At 65.9% G+C, this 24,644-nt stretch carries 2 protein-coding genes; both read right to left on the bottom strand.

The genetic code is table 11. The features are described 5' to 3' along the window. Positions 1–34 precede the first annotated feature (34 nt). Entirely contained in the window at positions 35–11,380 is an 11,346-nt protein-coding gene (locus tag MJP36_RS14260; protein ID WP_244383251.1) for a non-ribosomal peptide synthetase, read from the bottom strand. After that, positions 11,377–24,288: a non-ribosomal peptide synthetase gene (locus tag MJP36_RS14255; RefSeq protein WP_244385598.1), complete on the bottom strand. Its 12,912-nt coding sequence runs from the start codon at positions 24,286–24,288 to the stop codon at positions 11,377–11,379. Before MJP36_RS14255 ends, MJP36_RS14260 begins: the two co-directional genes overlap by 4 nt. Positions 24,289–24,644: the final 356 nt, after the last annotated feature.

Genomic DNA, 24,644 nt, shown 5'->3' with positions numbered 1-24,644 from the left:
CGGAACAGTTAAAAATAGGCGCGTTGCATGGCCTTCAAGACACCACCTCCCCAATCACCAAACGCTCAAGCCACCACTGCGCCACTCCCTGAACATTCGGTGCTTTAAGCAAGGTGAAATGATTTCCCTCGCCATACCCCACCTCCAGCCCACTGCCTTGGCGCCGCCAGCCTTCAATCATCAACCCCTGATCACGCTGATTGCCCGCCCTGTCCAGGGTCGCGTCGCGTGCCAACACCAGGCGCACCACCCCGCGATACGGCCGCGCCGGCCGATACACCGTGCGCAACGCCGCCGCATAGGTACGCGCAGGCCCCACCATCGCATCCACCGCAGCGCGGGCAGGCAGCAACCCCACGCGCACCATCCCCGCATGCAACGCCTGCCGCTGGGCCACTTCATCGCGCAGGGCAAAGTCCGGCGGATCGATGCCCAGCGACTTGCCGGCCGACACCTGCATGGACTCGATCAAGCGCAGCAGCGCCGCCGTCGAGGTGTATGGCCGCCCTATCACACCGTTGCCACCCGGCGACTCACTGTCGATCACAGTCAATGACGCCACTTCACGCCCCGCAGCCTGCAAGCGCAGCGCCATTTCCAGCGCGACCCAGCCGCCAAACGAATGTCCGATAAGATGCACCGGCCCCTGCGGGCACTCATGCTCCAACGCAGCCAGGTAACACTGCGCCGCCGCTTCCACTTGGCTGTGGGGCACCGCTTCGCCGTCGAGGCCACGGGGTTGCAAGCCATACAGCGGCCAGTCACGCCCCAGCGCCTCACTCAAGCCGACGAAGCCGGTGACGCTGTCACCCGCTCCCGGCACGCAAAAGATCGGCGCATGCCCTGCGCGGCCGCTTTGAATGCGCAGCAGCGGTTGATGCACGGCCTCCTTGACCGGCGTCCCCGTTGCCAATGCCTCGTTCAGCGCGCGGCCCAACGCCTGGATATGCGGGGCTTGCATCATGCTCTGGTGATCCCCCGGCACTTCGATGCGGCGCAGTTGCCCCGGCGCCAACGCGTCGCTCCAGCCCAGCGATTCACTGCGTCGCGACAGCTCGGTAGGCCGTTCCTGGGCACTGAACAGATGCACCGCCAGCGGCAGCGGGAACAGGCTGTAATGCGCCAACGCATGTCCATGCCCGACTTCTCGCTCGATGAAATTCAACAGGTCGGTGTCCGTCGCCGCCGCCATTTGCGCGTATAGCAGACCTTCATCGCGACAGCGTTGCAGCAGGCCCGCAAAGTCCAGCTGTCCAAGGCCTGCCTCCAATTGCTCAATACTCGCCAGCTCATTGATACCTCCCTGGGCTTTCCAATAGGCGCTGCACTGCAACAGCAAGTGGCGCTTGAGCGCGTCCGTACCGCTCCAGCGCGCCTTGCCTTGGTCGGTCATGCGCGGCACGTAGCTGTCGATCAGCCCGAGAAACGCGACCGGCTCGTCCAGCCCCAGCAGTTGCATGGCGACTTCATAGGCCAGCACCCCGCCAAACGACCAACCGGCGATCCGGTACGGCCCATGGGGCTGGAGGCCGCGAATCAGACCGACCAGGCGCGCCGCCAACCCTTCCATGGTGTTCAAGTGCGGCTCGCCGAGGGGCACGCCCGGCAGGCCGTAGATGGGGTAATCGCCGGGCAGATGCTGGCCCAGCGCCGGGAAGTACACGTCCATGCCGCTGAACTCGTGCACCAGGAACAGCGGCGGCTGCGAACCGCCGCTGCGCACCGTGACCACCGACGTCTCACGCACCGGCTCATCAGCACGCTCGCGCAGCATCGCCGCCACGGAGGCCACGCTGGCATGCTGGAACAGCTCGGCCAGGGACACCGGCAAACCGGCCTCCTCCATCAGCTTGACCAGGCGGATCGCCAACAGCGAATGCCCACCCAACTCGAAGAAGCTGTCATGCCGCCCCACCTGCGCAAGTTTCAGCACCTCGGCCCAGAGTGGCGCCAAGGTTTGCTCCAAAGCGTCCATCGGGGCTTCGAAATCGCGATGGGCCAACGCCTCCCTGTCAGGTATCGGCAAGGCTTTACGGTCGACCTTGCCATTGGCGGTCAATGGCAACTGCGCCAAGGGAACATAGGCCGACGGGACCATGTACGCCGGCAACTGACCTTGCAGAAAGGCACGCACCGCGTCGACGCCGACCGGTTCGCCGGCCCAGGTGAAATACGCGACTAGACGCTTGTCGCCCGGTACATCCTCACGCGCCAGCACCACCGCCTCTCGGACGCCGGTGCAGGCGGCCAGGCGCGCTTGGATCTCACCCAGCTCGATGCGGAAACCGCGGATCTTCACCTGGTCGTCATTGCGTCCGATGCACTCCAGCAGGCCGTCCGCCGTCCAGCGGCCGAGGTCGCCGGTGCGGTACATCAGGCTGCCTGGGTTGAACGGGTCATCGACAAACTTCTCGGCGGTCAGCTCGGGCCGGTTCAAATACCCCTTGGCCACGCCGTCGCCGCCGATGCAGATTTCACCGCTCACCCCCAACGGCAGCGCTTGCAGTTGCGCATCCAGCACATAGACCTGGGTATTGGCAATCGGCCCGCCAATCGGCACGCTGTCGGCGCTTGGCGCCAGCGCACGCACTTCATGCGTGGTGGCGTAGGTGGTGGTTTCGGTCGGCCCATAGCAATGCACCAGGCGCACAGTCGGTGCCCGTGCCAGCAACGTGCGGAAGACGGCCGGGTCTGCCCGCTCGCCGCCACACAACAGGATGCGCAAACCGGCCAACGCGTCCGGGATCATCTGCACATACTGGTTGAACAGCGCCGTGGTCACGAACAGCACCGTGGCGCCTGCCAACGCCGCGCCGAACGCGGCCGGGTCGAGCAAGGTGGCATGGTCGATCACCTGCACCTGGCCGCCGTTGAGCAAGGCGCCCCACACGTCCATGGTACTGGCGTCGAAAGCCGGGTTGGAGGCAAAGGCCACGCGGTCACTGGCATTGAAGTCGGCATAGCCATTGTTGAGCACCAGCCGGGTAATGCCGCGATGCGGCACCAGAACGCCTTTGGGCGCGCCGGTGGAGCCCGAGGTGTACATGATGTACGCCACGCTGTCCGACGCCTGCGACAGGGCCGGGTTATGGCTCGGTTGCGGGTCGAGAACCAGGGTGTCCAGGTCCAGCCGCTGCGCCGAATGCACGGTGCGCATATCGCTGCGGGTCAACAGCCAGGTCGCGCCGCTGTCTTGCAGCATGAAGTCCTGGCGCTCGGCCGGCGCGTTGAGGTCCAGCGGCACGTAGGCGGCCGCGCATTTGAGGATCGCCAATTGGCAGACCAGCAGGTCCAGCGAACGCGGCAACAGCATCGCCACAGGCTCGCCCGGCTGCACGCCCAGCCCAAGCAGATGATGGGCCAGGCGGTTGGCGCGGGTGTTCAAGTCAGCGTAGCTCAAGCCGTGTTCGCCATGCCGTGCCGCCACGGCATCCGGTCGTGCCTGGGCCTGGGCTTCGAACAGGCGCTGCACCGTGTGTTCACGCGGGTACGCCCGAGTGGTCGCGTTGAAACCCAGCAACTGCTGTTGCTCGACGTCAGGCAGAATCGGCAAGCGCCCGATGGCGATAGCGCTGCCCTGCTCCAGCGCCTGCACGATGTGCTCAAGGGCGACATTCAGGTAGTCACACAGGCGTCGGGCACCCGGCCCCATGGCCTTGAGGCTGAAACCGTCGCCCAGGTCATCCACACTCAGCGACAGCGCGTAGTTGGTGTGCTCCTGCGCCTTGAGCAATTGAATGCCTTGCCACGCCTCGGCCACTCCCGTGGCGTGCGGCGCACTGTGGCGGTAGTTGAACAGCACGTTGAACAGCGGCGTTCCCACCGGCACACCGCTGCAACGTTGCGCTACGGCCAGCGGCGCGTGTTCATGGCTGAGCAGTTGGCTCAGGCGTGCGTGGGTGGCGCGCAGGGCATCACGCACCGCGTGTTCACCGAGGTCGACGCGCAGCGGTAGGGTATTGATAAATACGCCCATGGCCCGCTCGGCGCCTTCGCCGCCTTGCAGGCGGCCGAGCATCACCGTGCCGAACACCACCTGCTCACGCCCCGCCACCTTGCCCAACACATGAGCCCAGGCTAGGTGCATCAGGCTCGCTGCGCTGACACCCGACAGACGCGCCTGGCTGCGCAGGCGCTGGCTGAGTGACGGGTCTATTGCCACCTGCACCGGCTCATCAGGCCCCAGCGGCTCGACTTGCGTCGGCTCATCGATCTCACTGAGCATCTCGCGGAAGAAGCCTTCGTGATCGTCCCCACCCGGTCGGGTCTGGGCTAGCGTCTGGGCTACATAGTTGCGATACGGAACGGCCTCTCCCAAGGTGTCCGAAGTCCCCAGCAAAAAGGCTTGCAGCTCCTGTTGCAGGATCTCCAGGGCGACGTGGTCCATCACCAAGTGGTGGAACAACAGCGTGGCGACCAGCCCTTTCGCCGCCTCGGCGCACACCAGGCGCATCAACGGTGCCTGGCCCAGGTCCAGACGTTGCGGCAACGCGCCGGTTTCAACCCGCAACACCGCGTTGCGCCACACGACTTGTACCGGCTCCTCCAGACCGTCCCAGTGGAATGACGAACGCAGCACGTCATGCCGCTGGATCACCGCCTGCAACGCCTGGGTAAAGGCGTCCAGGCGCACCTGGCTGTCAAAGCCAAACTGCGCCTGCAGCACATAGGCGTCGGCGCCCTGCGTCAGGCGATGCTGATACAGCATCCCGGCCTGCAGCGGCGCCAGCGCGTAGATATCCTGCACATTCGCCACGCCCCCCGGGATGCAGGCGACGATCCGGTCGATGGCCGGCTGATCGAGCTGGGTCAACGGCAGCATGTCCGGGGTGATCCGGGTGCAGTCCGCGGCAATCCGATTGGCCGGCACCGCCACTTCGCGCCCGCCGCCCAACGCCGCCGCCAGACCCGCCAGCGTCGGTTGGCCGAACAGCACCTTCACATCCGCCGACAAGCCCAGGCGGCGCATGCGCCCCATCAGGCTGACCGCCAGCAACGAGTGCCCGCCCAACTCGAAGAAGTTGTCGTGACGGCCTACGCGCTCCACGTTGAGCAGCTCGGCCCAGAGGCTGGCCAGGCTGATTTCCGTATCGCCCTGGGGCGCTTCGTATTCGCGCCTCCCCAGCGCATCCACATCCGGTGCCGGCAGTGCCTTGCGGTCGAGCTTGCCGTTGGGGCTCAGCGGCAAAGCCTCAAGATGTACGAAGACGGCCGGGACCATGAATTCCGGCAGGTGGTGCAGGAGGTGAGCACGCAGTGCTTCGACCGCAGTCGGCACGCCGGTGTAATAGGCGATCAGCCGGTCTTCGCGCGCCACCACCGCCGCTTCGTTGACCTGGGCATGTTCCAGCAGTCGCGCCTGGATTTCCCCCAGTTCGATCCGCAGGCCACGGATCTTCACCTGGTCATCGTTACGGCCCAGGTACTCGATATTGCCGTCGGGCAAATAGCGGCCCACGTCCCCGGTGCGATACAGGCGCCCGTGGGTGAACGGGTCGTCGAGGAAGCGCTCGGCCGTCAGTTCCGGGCGGTTCAGGTAACCCCGCGCCACTTGCACACCGCCGATAAACAATTCACCGACCACGCCCAGCGGTACCGGCTGCAACTGCGCGTCCAGCAGGTACATGCGGGTATTGGCAATCGGCTTGCCGATCGGCGTGTTGTCCGGGGTCAGCGGCCCGGCGCAGTTCCACGCCGTCACATCCACCGCCGCTTCTGTCGGGCCATACAGGTTGTACAGGGCGATCCCCGGTAACTGCTGCTTGAAGCGGCGCACCAGGCTGCCCGGCAACGCTTCGCCACTGCACATCACCCGCACCAGCGCAGCGGCCTGGCTCAGATCGTCATGAGCGAGGAACACCTCGAGCATCGACGGCACAAAGTGCAAGGTGGTGATGCGTTCGGCCTCGATCACCTCGCACAGGTAGGCCGGGTCTTTGTGTCCGCCCGGGCGCGCCATCACCAGGCGTGCGCCGGTGAACAGCGGCCAGAAGAACTCCCACACCGACACATCGAAACTGAACGGGGTTTTCTGCAGCACCGTATCATCGGCGGTCAGCCCGTATTCGTCCTGCATCCACAGCAGACGGTTGACCACCCCCGCGTGCTCGTTGATGACGCCCTTGGGCTGGCCGGTGGAGCCGGAGGTGTAGATCACATACGCGGTCTGGCTGGCTACCTGGGGATTGTTGGCCGACAGGTGCTGCCAGGTCGGGCGGTCCAGGTCGACCACCGGCACCTGGCCGAGCAAGGTATGCGTCGTGCCCTGGGCCAGCACTACCCAAGGCGCGCTGTCCTTGAGCATGTAGGCGATGCGCTCCACCGGGTAGGCCGGGTCCAACGGTACATAGCCGGCACCGGCCTTGAGAATCGCGTACAGGCCGACCACCATTTCCAGGCCGCGCTCCACGCAGATAGCGACCCGCGCGCCCGGTTGCACGCCCAACGCCATCAGGTGATGGGCCAACCGATTGGCTTGTGCATTGAGTTCGGCGTAGGTCAACTGCCGATCCCCGGCCTTGACGGCCACGGCGTGCGGTGAACGCTCGACCTGAGCCTCGAACAACCCATGCAGGGTCTGGTCGAGGTTGTAATCGACCTGCGTGGCGTTGAAGTCGAACAGCAGGTGATGGCGCTCGCGCTCATCCAGCAGCGGCGCATGTTCCAGCACGGCCTGGTCGTTATCGACCATGGCCTGCAAGACCCGCTTGAAGTAACCGACGTAACGCTCGATTGTCGATTCATCGAACAGCGCCACGGCGTATTCCAGCGATCCGATCAAAGTGCCCTGCACTTCTCCCAGGTCCAGGGACAGATCGAACTTGGCAAAGTGGCTGTTCTCCACAATGCTCTCTAACGCCAGTTCACCCAGCGCCAGGGCCGGGGCGCTGCTGTCCTGCCAGGTCAGCAGGGTCTGGAACAGCGGGCTGTGCGCCAGGCTGCGCACCGGGCGGGTAATCTCCACCACTTGTTCGAACGGCAGGTCCTGATGGGCCTGGGCCGCCAGCGTCAGGCGCTTGACCCGCGCCAGCAGGGCCTCGGTGCTCAACTCACCCGAGGTATCGATGCGCACCGCCAGGGTGTTGACGAACAGCCCGATCAGCCCTTCCACCTCGCTGCGCGTGCGGTTGGCCACCGGCGAGCCGATCACCAGGTCCTGCTGCCCGGACAACCGCGCCAACAACGACGCCCAGGCCGCCATCAAGGTCATGTACAGCGTGGTGCCATGCCGCTGGCTCAAGGCCTTGAGCCCGGCCGTGAGGCGTTCATCCAGGCGCACGGCGACGCTGTTGCCGGCATAGTCCTGCTGCGCCGGGCGCGGGCGATCGGTGGGCAGCGTGAGCAAGGCCGGGGCGCCGTCCAGCGCCTGTTGCCAATAGGCGCTCTGGCGCTGCAGCACTTCACCGCTCAACCACATACGCTGCCACACGGCAAAGTCGCCGTACTGGATCGGCAGCGGCGGCAACGGGTCTGGCTGGCCGTGGCTGAACGCCCGGTACAGCGCCATCAGCTCACGGGTCAGCACGCTCATGGACCAGCCATCGGAAACGATGTGGTGCAGGGTCAACAGCAACACATGGTGATCGTCGGCCATCACCACCAGGCGTCCGCGCAGCAACGGGCCACGCTCCAGGTCGAACGGCGCCGACGCTTCGCCCTGGATCAGCGCGTCCAGCGCCTGTTGCGGTTGCGGATGGCGGCGCAGGTCCTGTACTTGCAGGGGCAGCATCTCCTCGGCCGGAACCACCAGCACTTGGGCATCGTCACCGTGCTGGGCGAAACGGCTGCGCAGGGTTTCATGCCGCGCAACGATGCGTGCCAGTGCGCGTTGCAACGCCTCTACGTGCAACTGCCCGCGCAGGCGCAGGCCAATGGGGATGTTGTAGGCGGTGTTGGCGCCTTCCATCAGCGCCAGGAACCACAGGCGCTGCTGGGCGAAGGACAGCGGGATGTGTTCATCGCGGTTGGCCGGGAGGATGTCCGGCAAGGTGCTGCGGCCGGCCTGGGCCAACACGTCGCTGACGGCGGCAAGTTCGGCGTTGGCAAACAAGTCCCCCAGCAACAGCTCCACGCCCAGGCGCTGGCGTACCTGGGACACCATGCGCATGGCCAGCAACGAGTGCCCGCCCAGTTCGAAGAAATGGTCGTGCCGCCCCACGCGCTCGACCTGCAGCACATCGGCCCAGATCTGCGCCAGCTGGGTTTCGATTTCGCCTTGGGGCGCCACGTATTCACGGCTAAACACCGCCGCCATGTCCGGCGCCGGCAGGGCCTTGCGGTCGAGCTTGCCGTTGGCGGTCAGCGGCAACGCGTCGAGTTTCACGAAGGCCACCGGCACCATGTAGTCCGGCAGGTGCGCCACCAGATGGGCACGGATGCCTGCCACCGTCAGCGGGTCCAACTGCGGCTTCTCGGTGAAATAAGCCACCAGCCGCTCGTCACGCACCAGCACCACGGCTTCGAGGATGCCGGGCAGTTGGTTCAGTTGGGTTTCGATCTCGCCCAACTCGATGCGCATGCCGCGGATTTTCACCTGGTCGTCATTACGCCCCAGGTACTCGAGGTTGCCGTCCGGCAGCCAACGCACCAGATCGCCGCTGCGGTACATGCGCCCGCCGTTGAACGGGTCCTGCAGGAAGCGTTCTGCGGTCAGTTCCGGGCGGTTCAGGTAACCGCGCGCCACGCCCTTGCCGCCCACATACAATTCGCCCGCCACGCCCAGGGGCACCGGGCGTTGTTGTTCGTCCAGCACGTAAACCGTGGCATTGGCGATGGGTTTGCCGATATGCAGCGGCTGCCCCACTTCGACCTTGCCGGAAGTGGCAACCACCGTGGCTTCGGTGGGGCCATAGTTGTTGATCAATGCAAAGCGCTGCGCCCGCGCAAACTGGCGCAGGCGGTCGCCGCCGATCAACAGGGTGCGCAGCGTCGGATGTTCGATCTGTTGGCTGAAGGCGTACTCGGCCACCGGTGTCGGCAGGAAGCATACATCCAGAGGTTGCGCGGCCCACCACGCCAGCAAGGCGTCGATGTCTTCACCGCCCTCCTGGGTCGGTGCCAAGTGCAGGGTCGCGCCCACACACAGTGCCGGCCACACTTCCCAGGCCATCGCGTCAAAGCCGAACCCGGCCACGCTGGCGGTATGGCGCCCGGCACACAGGTCAAAGGCGTGGCAATGCCAGTCCACCAGGTTGGTCACGGTGTGGTGTTCCACCATCACGCCCTTGGGCAGGCCGGTGGAACCGGAGGTGTAGATCACGTATGCCAGGTTCGACGGTGTGACGCCGGTCTTGGGATTATTCGCCGAATGGTGCTGCCAGGTGTAGCGATCCAGGTTGATCACCGGCACGTCCAGCACCGGCAGACGCTCGAGCAACGCCTGTTGGGTCAGTACCGCCACCGGGGCGCTGTCGCTCAGCAGGTAGTTCAGGCGCTCGGCCGGGTGGGAGGGGTCCACCGGCACATAGCAGGCCCCTGCCTTGAGGATCGCCAGCAACCCGGCCAGGGTGTCCAGGCCACGGCGGGCGACGATGGCCACGCGGTCGTCGGGCTGCACGCCCAGCGCGATCAGGTGATGAGCCAGCAGGTTGGCTTGCTGGTTCAGCTCGGCATAGGTGCGTTGTCGGCCTTGGTGCACGGCGGCAACGGCGTCGGGCGTGAGCGCGGCCTGGGCCTCGATGCGCGCGTGCACCGAGGTGCCCTGGGGGAAGTCGGCCTGGGTCGCATTGAACTGCTCCAGCAGCAGCTGTTGTTCGCAGGCAGGTACGACCGCGATCTGGTTGAGCGCGGTGTGGGGCGCCTGCTCCAGCGCCGTCACCAGGTTTTCCAGGGCGGTTTGCAGGTAGGCGCAGACGCGTTGCGGGTCCACTTGGGTGCTGGCCAGCAGGCTCAGGCCAAAGCCTTCGCCGAAGTCATCCACGCTCAAGGTCAACGGGTAGTTGGTGCGCTCCTCGGCGCTGAGCGCGATGATGCCCGCCCAGGCCGATAACGCCTGCTCACTGGCGGCCGACGCGCTGTGACGGTAGTTGAGCAAGGCGCTGAACAACGGCGTCGGTGCCACCACCCCACTGCAACGCTGCGCCAGGGCGAGCGCCGCATGTTCATGGCGCAGCAAGGTGGCCAGGCGCACGTGCGTGGTCTTGACCCCGGCACGCACGTCCTGGTCATCCACGTCCACGCGAAACGGCAAGGTGTTGATGAAGATTCCCAGCGCACGCTCGGTGTCATGGCTGCCTTGCATACGGCCCATCAAGACCGTGCCGAATACCACCTGCCGCTTGCCGGCGAGCACGCCCAGCACCTGTGCCCAGCCCATATGGAACAGGCTGGCGGCGCTCACCGCCAACAGCCGTGCCTGTGCACGCAGGCGCTGCCCCAGCTGCGGCGACAGCGGCAGGCTGACTTCAGTGATGCCACGGGCATCGCCCTGTACATCCTGCAAGCCGAACGGCAAGGTCGGCTCGCTGATATCGCCGAGCATCTGGCGGAAGAACGCCTCGTGCTCCTGCTCGCTGACCCCCAGTCGCGCCTGGGCCACATAGTTGCGAAACGGCACCGGCTGACCGAGCGCCGCGCCCTGCCCCAACAGGCACGCCTGCAGTTCATGGCACACCACTTCAAGGGCGCTGTGGTCCAGAGCCATGTGGTGAAACAGCAAGGTGGCGACAATCCGCGCATTCACCGGGTCATCGGCGCGCACCAGGCGCAGCAACGGCGCCCGGGTCACGTCGAGACGATAGTGACGAACGTCGAACAGCCCGTGCAGTTGCGCCGCGATGTCGCCATCGGCGGGGTCCAGCTCAAGGGCCTGCACCGGCAGGCGAGCCTGGCGCCAGACCACTTGCGAGGGCTCGCGCAAGCCTTCCCAGACCACGCTGGTACGCAGGATGTCGTGCCGGTCCATGACGGCCTGCAGGGCCTGGGCAAACGCGTCGAAACGCTCAAGGCTGTCGAAGGCGAACTGCGACTGCATCACATACGGGTCACCGTGCTCGGCGCTGACGTGATGAAACAGGATGCCTTCCTGCAGCGGCGCCAACGGGTAGATGTCCTGGATATTCGCGACACCGCCATCGACCGTGGCGACGAGACCGTCGATCTCCTCCTGGCTCAGCGTCGACAGGCTCAACATCGCCGGGGTGATGCGCTCGGCGCCCCGCGGGATGCCATTGGCCGGCACCGTTATTTCACCGGCCTTGGTCGCCGAGTACTCGCCATCTTTGATCAACTCGATCAGCGCCGGTTTGTGTTCGCGCAATGCGGCCAGCAGCGCCGGGTCTTGCAACGCTTGTTTATTGCCTTGCACCGACAACTGCTCACCCTTGAGCGCCAATTGGACACCCTTGGTTTGCAGCGTCGCCAGTAGTTCGAGGATGCTCACAGGACGATCTCCATTTGTTCGATGACGGCGGCGTAGCCCGCCAGGGTCGGCTGTTCGAACAGCGCCCGCACATCGGCTTCCATGCCTTCCTGGCGCAAGCGCCCGATCAAGCTCACGGCGAGCAGTGAATGCCCGCCCAGTTCAAAGAAATTGTCATGGCGCCCTACCCGCTCCACGCCAAGCAGCTCGGCCCACAGCCGGGCCAGCAGGGTTTCGGTGTGACCTTGCGGCGCCTGGTATTCGCGCACATTCAATGCCTCCATGCCCGGCAGCGGCAACGCCTTGCGGTCAAGCTTGCCGTTGGGGCTCAGCGGCAGCGCGTCGAGGTGCACGAACAGGGCGGGCACCATAAAGTCCGGCAGGTGCTGCAACAGATGGGCGCGCAGTGTTTCGATGTCGCTGTGCACGCCGGTGTAGTAGGCAATCAGCCGCTCTTCGCGGGCCACCACCGCCGCTTCATTGACCTGCGCGTGCTCCAGCAGGCGCGCCTGGATTTCGCCCAGTTCAATGCGCAGGCCACGGATCTTCACCTGGTCATCGTTACGGCCCAGGTATTCGATATTGCCGTCGGGCAACCAGCGCCCGATGTCGCCGGTACGGTACAGGCGCCCGTTGCTGAACGGGTCTTTGAGAAAGCGTTCGGCGGTCAACTGCGGACGGTTCAGGTAACCCCGCGCCACTTGCACCCCACCGATGAACAACTCACCGACCACGCCCAGCGGCACCGGCTGCAACTGTGCATCCAGCACATACATGCGAGTGTTGGCGATGGGTTTGCCGATCGGCGTGTTGTCCGGTACCTCGGGGCGTGCGCAGTTCCAGGCCGTCACGTCCACCGCCGCTTCTGTCGGGCCATACAGGTTGTACAGGCCGATCCCCGGCAACTGCTGCTTGAAGCGGCGCACCAGGCTGCCCGGCAACGCTTCGCCACTGCACATCACCCGCACCAGCCCGCTGGCCTGGCCAACATCGCCATGGGCCAGAAACACATCGAGCATCGACGGTACAAAGTGCAAGGTGGTGATGTGTTCGGCCTCGATCACGTCGCACAGGTACGCCGGGTCTTTGTGCCCACCCGGGCGCGCCATGACCAGGCGCGCACCGCTCAACAGCGGCCAGAAGAATTCCCACACCGACACGTCGAAACTGAACGGGGTTTTCTGCAACACCCTGTCATCGGCCTTGAGGCCATAGGCGTCCTGCATCCACAGCAAACGGTTGACCACGCCGGCGTGTTCGTTGATCACGCCTTTGGGCTGACCCGTGGAACCCGAGGTGTAGATCACATAGGCCGAGTGCCGGGCGCTCAGGCCCGGCACCTGGGGGTTGGTGGCGGGCTGGTGCTGCCAGGTGACCTGGTCCAGATCAAGCAGCGGCACGTCGCCCAACAACGCGCGGGTGGCACCTTGTGCCAGCACCACCACCGGTGCGCTGTCTTGCAGCATGTAGGCGATGCGCTCCAACGGGTACGCCGGGTCCAGCGGCACGTAGGCGCCACCTGCCTTGAGGATGGCCAGCAGGCCGACCACCATGTCCAGGCCCCGCTCGACGCAGATACCCACGTGTGAATCCGGCTGTACTCCGAGTTCCCGCAGGTGATGGGCCAGGCGGTTGGCACGTTCATTAAGCTCTGCGTAGCTCAGTTGCTGCTCAGCGGCCTTGACCGCCGGCGCATTCGGCGTTTTCGCCACCTGCGCCTCGAACAGACCGTGCAGGGTCTGGTCGAGGTTGTAGCTGACATCGGTGGCGTTGAACGCCACCAGCAGTTTCTGGCGCTCGTCGTGGCCCAGGACCGGCAGACGATTGAGCGCCTGGTGCGGTGCCTGCTCCAAGGCGTCAACCAGGCCCGCCAGGGCCGTCTGCATATAACCGCACACGCGCTGCGCATCGAACTGCGCCAGGGCGGTGACGTCGTAGCCATCGCCCAGGTCATCCACGTTCAACGTCAGCGGGTAGTTGGTGCGCCCATCGTTGACCAGCGTCTGCATGCCTTCCCACGCCTGCTGTGCCTCGGCGGCACGCGTAGCGGCGCCGCGATGGCGATAGTTGAGCATCGAGCTGAACAACGGCGCCGGTGCCGCCACCCCACTGCAACGCTGGGCCAGGGCCAGGGACGCGTGTTCATGCCCGAGCAACGCGGTCAGCCGCGCATGGGTGGCCCGCACGGCCACACGGGCGCCTTGCGCATCGATATCCAGGCGCAGCGGCAAGGTATTGATAAATACCCCGAGCGCCCTGTCGGCGCCCTCGCCGCCTTGCATGCGCCCGACCAGCACCGTGCCGAACACCACGCTGTGGCGGCCCGACGTAGCCGCCAGCACTTGGCCCCAGGCCAGGTGGAACAGGCTTGCGCTGCTCACGCCAAGCAACCTGGCTTGGGCGCGCAGGCGGCGGTTGAGCTCGCTGTCCAGGCGCAGGCAGTGTTCCTCGATCTCACGGCCGTCGCCGCGCACATCCTGCAAACCGAACGGCAAGGTCGGCTCATCGACGTCGCCGAGCATCTCGCGGAAGAACGCTTCGTGCTCCTGCTCGCTGACGCCCAGGCGCGCCTGAGCCACGTAGTTGCGGTACGGCATGGGGGCGACGGTTGGCGCGGCGTGGCCGAGCAAATGGCCCTGCATTTCGCGAAGCACCACGTCGAACGCGGTGTGGTCCAGCGCAATGTGGTGATACAGCAACGCCGCCACTACGCGTTGGTTGGCCGGGTCCTGGGCGAACATCAAACGAATCAGCGGGGCCTGGCGGATATCCAGGCGATAGCGGCGGGCATCGGAGTGTGCGTACAGCGCCGCCAACACATCACCGTCCAACTGCAACTCTTCCAGCGGCAACTCGGCACGGCGCCACACCACTTGCAGCGGCTGCACCAGGCCCTCCCAGACCACGCCGGTGCGCAGGATATCGTGACGGTCGATCACCTGTTGCAGCGCCTGGGCAAAGGCTTGCAGGCGCTCGAGGCAATCAAAGGCCAGGTGCGATTGCAGCAGGTATGGGTCGCCCTGCTCGGCGCTGAGGTAGTGATACAGCATGCCTTCCTGCAACGGCGCCAGCGGGTAGATATCCTGCACATTGACCGCGCCACCGGGCACCTGGTTGACCACCTGGTCGAGGGTCGATTGATCGAGGTCGACCAGGGTCAGCATATCCGGGGTAATGCGCGCACAATCGGCGGCAATCCGGTTGGGCGGCACCTGCACTTCGCGACCACTGCCCACGGCGCCGGCCAGGGCGGCCAACGTCGGCTGACTGAACAATACGCGCACGTCGGCGCTCAGGCCGACCTGGCGCATGCGTTCGATCAGGCTGACGGCCAGCAACGAATGCCCGCCCAGCTCAAAGAAGTGGTCATGGCGCCCGACACGCTCCACTTGCAGCACCTCGGCCCAGATCCGCGCCAGGGTGGTTTCCACATCGCCCTGGGGCGCCTCGTAGTCGCGACTGAGTAGCGCGGCCTGATCGGGCTCCGGCAGGGCCTTGCGGTCCAGCTTGCCGTTGGCGGTCAGGGGCCACGCGTCGAGCTTGACGTAGGCGACCGGCACCAGTGCGTCCGGCAGTTGCGCTTGCAGTTGCTCGCGCAGCGTCTCGATGGCCGGCGCTTGCTGCGCGGTAAACCAGGCCACCAGGCGAGCGTCACGCACCAGCACCACCGCTTCGTCAACGCCAGGCAAGGCGGCCAGGCGGCTTTCGATTTCGCCCAGTTCAACGCGTACGCCGCGCACTTTCACCTGGTCGTCGTTACGGCCCAGGTACTCGAGATTGCCGTCGGGCAACCAGCGCGCCAGGTCGCCGGTGCGGTACATGCGCCCAGGGTTGAACGGGTCTTGCAGGAAACGCTCGGCGGTCAGGTCCGCGCGGTTCAGATAGCCCCGCGCCACACCGCAACCGCCCACGTACAACTCGCCGACCACACCGACCGGCACCGGGCGCAACTGCGCATCGAGCAGGTAGGTGTGAGCATTGGCGATCGGCCTGCCGATGTGCAGCACCTGCCCGGCGCGCACGCGGCCGGAAGTGGCGACCACCGTGGCTTCGGTGGGGCCGTAGTTATTGATCACCGCAAAGCGTCGTTCCTGGGTGAACTGGCGCAGGCGGTCACCACCGATCAGCAGGATGCGCAACGTCGGGTGCAGCAGGTTCTGGCTGAAGGCGTACTCGGCCACGGGCGTGGGCAGGAAGCTCACATCCAGCGGCTGTGCCAGCCACCAGTCGAGCAGTGCGTCGATGTTCTCATTACCCATTTGGGCCGGCGGCAGGTGCAGGGTCGCGCCGGCGCAGAGTGCTGGCCAGACTTCCCAGGCCATCGCATCAAAGCCGAAACCGGCGACACTGCTGGTGTGGCTGCGCGCATCCAGGCCGAAGGCTTCGCAGTGCCAGTGCACCAGGTTTTCCACGGTGCGGTGTTCCACCATCACGCCCTTGGGCTGGCCGGTGGAGCCGGAGGTGTAGATCACGTAGGCCAGGTGCGCGGGGGTCAGGGTCGGCAGTTGCGGGTTGCTGACGGGGTGGTGCTGCCAACGGTCGCTCTGCAGGTCCACGGTGGGCACCGCACCGAGCAGGTCACGGGTGCCGGCCTCGGCCAGCACCGCCACCGGGGCGCTGTCCTGCAACAGGTAGGCGATACGCTCGGCGGGGTAAGCCGGGTCGATGGGCACATACCCGGCGCCGGCCTTGAGAATGCCCAGCAACCCGACCAGCATCTGCGGGCCGCGACGGCAGCACAGCGCCACGCGGTCATCCGGCTGCACACCCTGTTGCAGCAGGTGATGAGCCAACTGGTTGGCGCGTTGATTGAGTTGCTGATAGGTCAGCGACTCCTCCTCTTGCTGCACGGCAATCGCGTTGGGCTGGCGCTCGACCTGGGCTTCAAAGGCGCCATGCACGGTGTGCCCGGTGGGGAAATCCACTGCAGTGTTGTTGAACTCGCGCAACAGGGTTTCGCGCTCCGCCGCCGGCAGGATCGACAGCTGATTGAGCGCGGTGGTGGCGCCGCTTTCCAGGGTCGCGACCAGTTGCTCGATGGCGCCGTGCATGTAGCCGCACAGGCGCTGGGCGCCGATCTGCGGCAGCGCCAGCACACTCAGGGCAAAGCCCGTTCCCAGGTCATCGACACTCAAGGTCAGTGGGTAGTTGCTGCGTTCTTCACCGCCCAACAATTGCACGCCTTGCCAGATGCCCTGGCCGTCGCGGGCCATTTCGTCAGGCGTGCTATGGCGGTAATTGAGCAGCGCGCTGAACAGCGGCATGGCCGCCGCCACGCCGCTGCAACGTTGCGCCAGGGCCAGCGACGCATGTTCGTGGCCGAGCAATGCACTCAAGCGCGCATGGGTGGCCTTGACCGCCACCGCCGCGCCGGCGGCCACATTGACCCGCAGCGGCAAGGTATTGATGAACATGCCCAGCGCACGGTCGGCACCGTCGCCGGCCTGCATGCGGCCCATCAACACGGTGCCGAACACCACGTCGTCGCGCCCGGACACCAGCCCCAGCACCTGCGCCCAGGCCAGATGCATCAGGCTCGCCGCGCTGACGCCCAGCAGGCGCGCCTGCTCACGCACCCGCAGCGCCAGGGCTGCCTCCAGCGGTTGCTCGGCTTCTTCGATATCCCGCCCGTCGCCCTGCACATCCTGCACGCCAAAGGGCAAGGTCGGTTCATCGACATCGGCGAGCATTTCGCGGAAGAACTGTTCATGCTCCGCCACGCTCACCCCCAGGCGTGCCTGGGCCACATAGTTGCGAAACGGCGACGGCGCAGGCAAGGCATCGGCCTGATCGAGCAGGCAGGCGCGCATTTCCTGGCCGACCACGGCCATGGCGGTATGGTCCAGCGCCAGGTGGTGGAACAGCAGGATCGCCGCGACTCGCTGATGGCTCGGGTCCTGCGCATAGACCATGCGCAGCAGCGGCGCCTGGGTGATGTCCAGGCGGTAGTGGCGGGCGTCGAAACGCGCGTGCAGTTGTTCGATGACACTGCCGTCCGCCGGGTCCAGGGCGACCTCTTGCACCACCAGCTGGGCGTCACGCCACACCACTTGCACCGGGCTGTCCAAGCCTTCCCAGACCACACCCGTGCGCAAGATATCGTGGCGCGCAACCACCTGTTGCAGCGCGCCCATGAAGCCCTGCAAGCGTTCAAGGCTGTCGAACGCCATGCGCGACTGCAACAGGTAGGGATCGCCCTGCTCGGCGCTGATGTGGTGATAAAGGATGCCTTCCTGCAGCGGTGCCAGCGGGTAGATATCCTGCACATTCGCCGCGCCCCCCGGGACGCTGGCGACGATCCGCTCGATCGCCGCCTGATCGAGTTGCACCAGGCTCAGCATCGCCGGCTCGATGTGCGTGCAACCCGCCGGGATGCCATTGGCCGGCACCACGACCTCGCGGCCGCTGCCGACCGCCGCCGCCAACGCGGCCAGGCTCGGCTGGCTGAACAGCACACGCACATCGGCGCTCAGGCCCACCTGGCGCATGCGTTCGATCAGGCTGACGGCGAGCAACGAATGCCCGCCCAGCTCGAAGAAATGGTCGTGACGCCCCACGCGTTCCAGCTTGAGCAGGTCCTGCCAGATCTGCGCCAGCAGGGTTTCCACTTCGCCTTCCGGCGCCTCGTAGCCACGGCTGAGCAGCGCACTCTGGTCCGGTGCCGGCAAGCCCTTGCGATCCAGTTTGCCGTTGGCGGTCAGGGGCAACAGCGCGAGCCAGACGTAGGCCGAAGGCACCATGTAATCCGGCAAACGCGCTTGCAGGTGAGCGCGCAATGCTTCAATCGGCAACGCCGCCTCGCCGGTGTAGTACGCCACCAGGCGCTTGTCGCCAGGCTGGTCTTCGCGGGCCAGCACCACGGCGTCCTTGACCCCGGCAAACGTGGCCAGGCACGTCTCGATTTCGCCCGGTTCGATACGGAAGCCGCGAATCTTCAATTGCAGGTCATTGCGCCCCTGGTAGAGCAACGTGCCGTCGGCCTGCCAGCTTGCCAGGTCGCCTGTGCGGTACAGCAGGCCGTCACCAAAGGGGTTGGCGATGAATTTTTCGGCGGTCAGTTGCGGCTGGTTCAAGTACCCCCTGGCCACACCCGCACCGCCGATATATAGCTCACCGACCACGCCCAGCGGCAGCGGTTGTTGACGGGCGTCGAGCACATAGGCCTGGGCATTCGCGATTGGCCGGCCGATGGGGATGCCGCCCTCGCCCACCGCAGTGATTTCGTGGGTGGTGGAGAACGTGGTGGCTTCGGTCGGCCCGTAGCCGTTAAGCAGGTGCCGGGGCTTGCCGTGCCGGAGCACGCGGCCGATCACCAGCGGGTCGAGGACGTCGCCGCCGACGATCAGGTAACGCAACTGAGGCAACACCGGCATCAGCGCATCGGCGTACTGATGGAACAGCCCGGCGGTCATCCACAACACACTGACGGCCTGCTCCTGCAGCAATGCGGCGAACGCCGCCTGGGACAGCAGCACGGCCTGGTCGACCACCACCACACAACCGCCATTGAGCAACGGTGCCCACACGTCGAGGGTGCTCGCATCGAACGCCGGGTTGGAGGCGAAGGCCACGCGGTCGCGCTCGTTGAAATCAGCGTAACCGTTGTTGAGCACCAGGCGCGAGATGGCGCGGTGCGGCACTTGCACACCCTTCGGGGCGCCGGTGGAGCCGGAGGTGTAGAGGATGTACGCCACGCTTTCCGAGCTTTGCGCCAGGTCCGGATTGCGCGCTGACTGCGCCTCCAGATTCAGGTCGGCCAGGGTCGTGAGCACCCGGTGTGCGCCACTGTCCTGCACCATGAACGCCTGGCGTTCCACCGGGGCGTTGATGTCCAGCGGCACATACACCGCCGCGCACTTGAGGATCGCCAACTGACACACCAGTAGATCGAGGGAGCGCGGCAGGGCAATCGCCACGCTTTCGCCAGGCTGCACGCCTTGCTGGAGCAAGTGATGGGCCAAGCGGTTGGCGCGCCGGTTAAGGTCACGGTAACTCAGCGACAACGCGCCGTGCACAGCCGCCACCGCCTCCGGCCGGGCCAGCGCCTGGGCTTCGAACAGTTGCTGCACGGTGAGTTGCGACGGGTATTCGCGGTGGGTGGCGTTGAACGTCACCAGCAGTTGATGACGCTCGGCAGGCGGCAGGATCGACACCGCCTGCAACGGCGTGGTCGGCGCTTGCTGCAAGGCGCTGACCAGGTGGCGCAATGCGGTGAGCATGTATTCGCCCACACGTTGCACATCCAGGCTGGCCACGCCTTGCACCGTGAGCGCGAACCCGCTGCCCAAGTCATCGACGTTGAGGACCAGGGGGTAGTTGCTGCGCTCTTCGGAACTGAGGATTTGAATGCCCGCAGCGGCGAACGGGCTGTCGCCCGGGGCTTCATCCGGCGCGCTGTGGCGGTAGTTGAGCAGCGTGCTGAACAGCGGCAATGAACCCGGCACACCGCTGCAACGCTGGGCCAGGGACAACGAGGCGTGCTCATGCCCGAGCAATTGCGCCAGCCGCGCATGGGTGGCGCGCACCCCGGCCTGTACGCCGACAGTGCCGAGGCTGACCCGCAGCGGCAAGGTATTGATGAACATGCCCAGTGCGCGGTCGGCGCCCTCGCCGCCCTGCATGCGGCCCAGCAACACGGTGCCGAACACCACATCCTGCTGGCCGGACACCTGGCCCAGCACCTGCGCCCAGGCCAGGTGCACCAGGCTGGCAGTGCTCACGCCCAGTTGCCGCGCCTGTTCGCGCAGGCCCTGGCTAAGCGACGGTTCCAGAGGCAGGTGGGCTTCGAGGATGCCGCTGCCGTCGCCGTTCACGTCCTGCAGGCCGAACGCCAGGGTGGGCTCATCGAGATCGCCGAGCATGTCGCTGAAGAAGGCTTCGTGCTGCGCCTGGGTCACGCCGAGGCGCGCCTGGGCCACGTAATTGCGGTACTGCACCGGTTCCGGCAAGTGCGCGTCATCGCCGGACAGGCTGGCGCTCATCTCCTGTACCAGCACTTGCAGCGCGGTGTGGTCGAGCAGGATGTGGTGCAACAACAGGATGCCGACCAACCCGTCCGGCGCCTGGGCATAGGCAAAGCGCATCAGTGAGGCGCGCGACAGGTCGAGGCGATAGTGGCGCGGGTCAAAGCGCTGCTGCAGTTGCGCCAACGCATCCTGGCCCGGGCTTTCCAGGCGCTCGACGGCCAGCGGCGCCTGGCGCAGTACCACTTGCACCGGTTCCTCCAGGCCCTCCCAGAGAATGCCGGTGCGCAGGATGTCATTGCGTTCGATCACGCGATGCAGCGCCTGGACGAACGCGTCCACTGCGGCCTGGTCGGTGAAGCGCAACTGCACCTGCAACACGTAGGGATCGCCCTCGGTGGTTGCCAGGTGGTGGTAGAGGATGCCGGCTTGCAACGGGGCCAGGCCGTAGATGTCCTGCACGTTGCCAAGGCCGCCGGGTACGCCGGCGATGATGTGGTCGATCGCCGCCTGGTCCAGCTCTACCAACGGCAGCATCTGCGGCGTGATCTGTTCGCAGGTTGCGCTGATGAGATTGGCCGGGACCTGGACCTCCCGCTGCCCGCCCACCGCCGCCGCCAACGCGGCCAGGGTGGGCTGGCCGAACAGCACGCGCACATCGGCACTGAGGTCGGCCTGGCGCATGCGTTCGATCAACTTGACCGCCAGCAACGAGTGCCCGCCCAGCTCGAAGAAGTTATCGTCACGCCCCACGCGGTCGAGCTTGAGCAGCTCTTGCCAGAGGCCGGCGATGGTGGTTTCCACCGCACCCTGCGGGGCGGCATAACCACGGCGCACCAGCGCATCGGTATCCGGGGCGGGCAACGCCTTGCGGTCGAGCTTGCCGTTGGGGGTGAGCGGCAACTGGTCCAGCCGTACGAAGGCGCTGGGCACCATGTAGTCAGCCAGGCTGCGCAGTAGATGATCGCGCAAGGCGGCGGTGCTGAGTTCGCCGTCGGCAATCACATAGGCCACCAGGCGTTTGTCGCCCGGTTCATCCTCACGGGCAATCACCACGGCGTCACGCACGCCGTCGGCGGTAGCCAGGCGCGCTTCGATTTCGCCCAGTTCGATGCGGAAGCCGCGGATCTTCACCTGGTCGTCGTTGCGCCCCAGGTATTCAACGCTGCCGTCGGCCAGCAGGCGGCCCAGGTCACCGGTCTTGTACAGGCGCTGGCCGGTGACCGGGTCGGTGAGGAAGCGTTCGGCGTTCAGCGCCGGCCGGTTCAAGTAGCCGCGTGCGACACCGGCACCGCCGACGTACAACTCGCCGGCCACGCCAAACGGCAACGGCTCGCGAGCCGCGTCGAGCACGTACAACTGCAAGTCGGGAATACGCACGCCAATCGGGCTGACGCCCACCAGTTGGGCATCCGCCGCCTGCAGGGCACGATAGGTCACGTGCACGGTAGTTTCGGTGATGCCGTACATGTTCACCAGTTGCGTGCCGGCATTGATTGCGCGGGCATACCAAGGCTTGAGCAGGCCCGGCTCCAGGGCTTCACCGCCAAAAATCACCTGGCGCAGAGAGTGCGCTGCAGGGCTGCGGCCTTGGGCGGCGATCAACTGCCGGAACGCGCTGGGCGTCTGGTTGAGGATGCTCACGCCCGCCTCGCAGAGCAGCGTGTAGCACTCATCCGGCGAGCGGCTGACCAGTTGCGGCACGATCAGCAACTGGCCGCCGTGCATCAGCGCGCCCCAGATTTCCCACACCGAGAAGTCGAAGGCAAAGGAATGGAACAAGGCCCACACATCGTTGGCATTGAAGCCAAACCAGTGCTCGGTAGCCGTGAACAACCGCGCCACCTGGCGGTGTTCGATCATCACGCCCTTGGGCAAGCCGGTGGAACCGGAGGTGTAGATCACGTAGGCCAGGTTGGCCGGGCTCAACGCCAGTCGCGGGTTGACGATGGATTCCTGGCCCAGGTGGTTGAGGTCGATCTGCGTCAGCTCACCGACCAAGTGCGCGGTGTTGGCCTGCACCAGCACGGCCACCGGCTCGCTGTCGTGCAAGGTGAAGGCGATACGTTCCAGCGGGTAAGCCGGGTCGATCGGCACGTAACCAGCGCCGGCCTTGAGAATGCCCAGCAGGCCGATGATCATTTCCAGGCCACGCTCAACGCAGATCGCCACGCGGTCGTCGGGGCGCACGCCTTGGGCCAGCAGGCGGTGAGCCACCTGGTTGGCGCGTTCGTTGAGTTGACGGTAGGTCAGACGCCGGTTATCGAAACGCAGCGCGACCGCCTCGGGGTGGGCGGCGGCATGGGCTTCGACTTGCTGATGGATCAGGGCGTTATCGGCATGATGCGTGGGGCTTTGGTTGAGACCGTGCAGGAGGGTCTGGCGTTCGGCGTCGGGCAGTATGTTCAGGCCGCTGAGCGGCATATCCGGTCGCTGCTCCAACGCATCGGCCAGGCTTTCGAGGGCCGTATGCAGGTAGCCGGCCACCCGCCCTGCGCCGATGGAAGCCTCGACGATCACGCTCAGTGCAAGGTCTTCGCCCAGGTCATCGACGTTGACCGTCAGCGGGTAGTTGGTGCGCTCCTCGGCGCCCAACACCTGGATGCCGGGGGCGACCTCGATGACGGCCGCCATATCGGTGGCCGCGCTGTGACGATAGTTAAGCATCGCACTGAACAGCGGCGTCGGCGCGGCGACGCCGCTGCAACGTTGGGCCAGTGCCAGGGAGGCATGTTCATGATCGAGCAAGGTGGTGACGCGCGCATGGGTCGCCTTGACCCCGGCGCGGATGCCCTGCTCACCCACGTCCACGCGCAACGGCAAGGTATTGATGAACATGCCCAAGGCGCGTTCACCACCTTCGCCCGCGTCCATGCGCCCGAGCATCACCGTGCCGAACACCACCGCCTCACGGCCGGATACCACGCTCAGCACACGGGCCAGGGCCAGGTGCAGCAGGCTCGCCATGCTCACCCCCAACGGGTGTGCCAAGGTCCGCAGGCGCCGGCTCAGGCCACTGTCGACGGGGATACGTGCCTCATCGACGCCGTGGCCATCGCCTTGCACATTCTGCAAGCCGAACGGCAACGTCGGCGTGTCGATATCGGCCAGCATCTCGCGGAAAAACGTTTCGTGAGCCTGCTCACTGACGCCCTGGCGTACCTGGGCGATGTAGCTGCGAAACGGCACCGGCTCGCCGGCCAGGGCGTGCTCGCCGGCCAGGTACAGCTGGAGTTCATGGCGCACCCCGTCGAGGGCGGTGTGGTCGAGGATGGTGTGGTGGAACAGCAGCATTGCCACGACCCGCTGGTTGGCCGGGTCGTCTGCGAAGACCAGGCGCAACAGCGGCGCCTGGCCCAGGTCCATGCGGTAAGTACGCGCGTCATAACGCGCCTGCAACTGGGCCAGCGCATCGCCGCCGTCGCAGCGGAGGTCTTCGCACACCAGCGGCGCCTTGCGCCACACCACTTGCAGCGGTTCGTCGAGGCGTTCCCAGACCATCGAGGTGCGCAGGATGTCGTGGCGGTCGATCACCCATTGCAAGGCTTCGGCGAAAGCCTCCAGCCGTGCGCGGTTGTCGAACACAAACTGCGCGTGCAGCACGTAGGGGTCGCCTTGCTCGGCCGAAAGGTGGTGGTAGAGCATGCCTTCCTGGAGCGGCGCCAGGGGGTAGATGTCTTGCACATTCGCCGCGCCACCCGGGATTGCGGCGACGATACGGTCGATGGCGGCCTGGTCGAGGTTGACCAGCGGCAGCATGGCCGGGGTGATGCGGTAAGCCGGGCTCAGCCAGTCACCGCCGTGCTCGGCCACCAGCGCCAGCAGTGCGGGCTTGTGGGCGATCAGTTGATCCCACAGCGCGTCGCTCAGGGCTTCGTCGTCGCCCAGGATGATCAGGTCGCCCTCTTCAGTTTGCAGACGGATCGCATGGGTGGAAATCGCTGCCAATAATTCGCTGAATTGCATGGGGTAACCTGCCTGATAAGTCACGGTTGAGAAGAAAGTCCGTTTTCAGCTGCCGCTTGAATCGGGTGCGCTGCGCGCCCTGGGAAAATAGCGGGCGCAGCCGGGGGGCCTGGGGGCTTCCGGCTGGTCTGGGACGTTAAGGGGTTTGGCGGGTGGGGGGTGACATGGGAAGTGGGGACACGGGCGGACTTGCGCCGCTCTAGGCGGGGCTTGGGTATCTACAGGATCGGGTACATATCCGTTGCTGCGGTAACGGCTGATATTGGTTCCGCCCTTACGGCGGGTCACTTTTGGAAAAGAGCCCCAAAAGTAACCAAAAGGGCTCCTGCCCCACCACTCGGCACCTCGCTCAGGCT

This window comes from Pseudomonas palleroniana (assembly GCF_022836895.1).
GTDB classification, from domain to species: Bacteria; Pseudomonadota; Gammaproteobacteria; order Pseudomonadales; family Pseudomonadaceae; genus Aquipseudomonas; species Aquipseudomonas palleroniana.
The sequence above is the reverse complement of the archived record's forward strand: the minus strand, read 5'-3'. Positions and strand labels throughout refer to the sequence as shown.

Coding starts and splice junctions, on each gene's coding strand:
- MJP36_RS14255 (WP_244385598.1), bottom strand. CDS start 24,288: ATGCAATTCAGCGAATTATTGGCAGCGATTTCCACCCATGCGATCCGT.